The sequence below is a fragment of the Acidithiobacillus ferriphilus genome (genome assembly GCF_018854775.1).
Lineage (GTDB): Bacteria > Pseudomonadota > Gammaproteobacteria > Acidithiobacillales > Acidithiobacillaceae > Acidithiobacillus > Acidithiobacillus ferriphilus.
In genome coordinates this window covers 1-2,130 of sequence record NZ_JAAZTY010000151.1, presented here as the reverse complement: position 1 = coordinate 2,130, position 2,130 = coordinate 1, and the positions used below count along the sequence as shown (strand labels likewise).

The window sequence follows — 2,130 nt, the reverse complement described above, 5'->3', positions numbered from 1 at the left end:
CCCGCTTAGCCTTTACCATTCCCGCCGCACGCTGATTTTTGAGGCGGTAGCTTTCACCTGCAATCGGCACGATGCGTGCGTGGTGCAGCAGACGATCGAGCAGCGCAGCAGTCAGCGTGGCATCCTCGGCGAAGGTCGCATCCCATTGGCCGAACGGCAGGTTGCTGGTGACGATCAAGCTGCCTTTTTCATAACGCGCCGCGATCACCTGGAAGAACAGGTTGGCCTGCTCGCGGTTCATCGGCAGATAGCCGATTTCATCAATGATCAGCAGGCGATAGCTGTTGATGGCCCGATGCATGACGCCCTTCAGCTGGTTTTGGAGGTGCGCGGTGGTCAGGGTCAGCAACAGATCGGCGGCAGTGGTAAAGCGTGTCTTGATGCCGGCCTGCGCTGCCCGGTAACCCAAGGCTATCGCCAAGTGGGTCTTGCCCACCCCCGAGGGGCCGACGAGCACCACATTCTCATTGCGCTCCACAAACCCCAGCCCGGCCAGCTCCTCAATCTGGCTGCGCTTCACCCCTTGGGCAAATTCATAATCGAAGTCGTCCAGCGTCTTGATCGCCGGGAAGCCCGCCAGGCGCGTAAGCATGGTCTGCTTTCTCACGTTGCGTCCCGCCGCCTCGGCCCGCAGCAACCCCTCCAGGAAGTCGCTATAGGCGGTTTCCTGCTGTGCGGCATCCTGCGCGGCCAGCGGGTACCCCTGCGCCACAAACGGCAGGTTGAGCGATTCACACAGTGCCAGCATTCTTTCGTGTTGGAGGTTCATACCGCTACCCCCGGCTCATTACGGATTTGATCAAGAAGCCGCTCGTACACCGCCAGGGGGTGTTGCGCTGGCAACACCTGGGCAATCCGCTCGATGACCACCACGGGACGCGCTGTTACCTCGACAGCGACCTCGCGCTGGGGGCGCGCCGCCCGGATGTCGCCACGCCAGGGGCTGGGTAGCGGTTGCAGGCATTCTTCCGGCAAGCGTTGGGCGGGGCGCATTTGTGTCGTGCCATGGATGCGTTCATTGGCGATGTCCTTTAGCCAGCGCCGCACCTGGGCATTGGCGGTGACCGCATCCAGGGTCAGTCCGGCCTGTTTGAGCTGCGCCACCAGGGGCACGTAAAACGAGCGCCGCAAATAGCCGTTGAAGCGCTCGACCTTACCCTTGGTCTTGGCTCGATACGGGCGGCACAGCTTGATCACAAAGCCACAGTGGCGGGCGTAATCGAGAAATCCGGCGTGGAAGCGATGTGCGCCGTCACCCATGGCATCACGCTCGATCACCACGGTCTTCATGTTGTCGTACAGAATGCGCAGGGTGACGCCGCCAAACGCATCGAAGGCGTGCTGGTGGCAGGCGATCAGCGTCTCCACTTTCATGTCGGTGACGAACTCGACAAAGCTCACGCGGCTGTAGCCGAGTGTGGCGCAGAAGGCGTAGAGCGGGTTGTGGCCGTGGCGAAACTCGACCCAGTCGACTTGCGTCTGCTCGCCCGGCGCGGTCTCGAACCGCACTACCGGCTCTACCGGCAGTGTCGGTTTGAGGCAGTGCATATAGGCGCGTAGCTGGCTGTGACTGCCGAGATAGCCCAGAGCTTTGATCTCGCGCAGCAATACCGTCGCCGGTATCCATGCCGGATGGGCGGCTGCCTGGCGTTCGCACAAGTAATCCACAAACGCTGACAGCTTGGTCACGCGCTGTGTGTTGCGCTGGTAATGCGGCCATGTCTCTGCTGCCAGGTGGCTGCGTACGGTGTTCACCGCGCACCCTACTTCTTCGGCAATCTTGCGCAGGCTCATGCCGTGCTTTCTCAATAATTCAATCTCCACATACACCTCGTCTGTGATCACGGCCAACCTCAAAATCCGGCCATTTTCTTAAATCGGTGTATCAGTTTTCAATCGGCGCTCTGTATCAACTTACATCCGGCGGTGACACACGAGCCTGCAGGTCGCGCAGAACCTCCAGCCAGGAGGCCTTGGATTCGCGCAGGCCATCGCTGACACTGACCAGTTCCTTCTTCCCGTCCGCCGTCACGCCAATAATCACCAGCAGGCAGATGCGCGGATCCTCCTCCGCACGTAGATTGGTATAGACGCCGTCCACCCACCAGTAGGCATACCGTTTACCTTCCA

The 2,130-nt window shown here is 60.7% G+C and carries 2 protein-coding genes and 1 pseudogene; all 3 read right to left on the bottom strand.

Features of this window, described 5'->3' with window-relative positions; genetic code table 11:
* Window positions 1–769: IS21-like element helper ATPase IstB (gene istB / locus HF921_RS10520; protein ID WP_215893783.1), on the bottom strand; the 769-nt coding region annotated here is incomplete at its 3' end.
* Window positions 766–1,845 (bottom strand): IS21 family transposase, encoded by a 1,080-nt coding sequence (istA, locus tag HF921_RS10515; RefSeq protein WP_215893784.1) that lies wholly within the window; start codon window positions 1,843–1,845, stop codon window positions 766–768. The genes istA and istB, both read right to left, overlap by 4 nt.
* Window positions 1,846–1,933: 88 nt before the next feature.
* Window positions 1,934–2,130: pseudogene (locus HF921_RS10510) on the bottom strand (transposase); the annotation flags it as partial.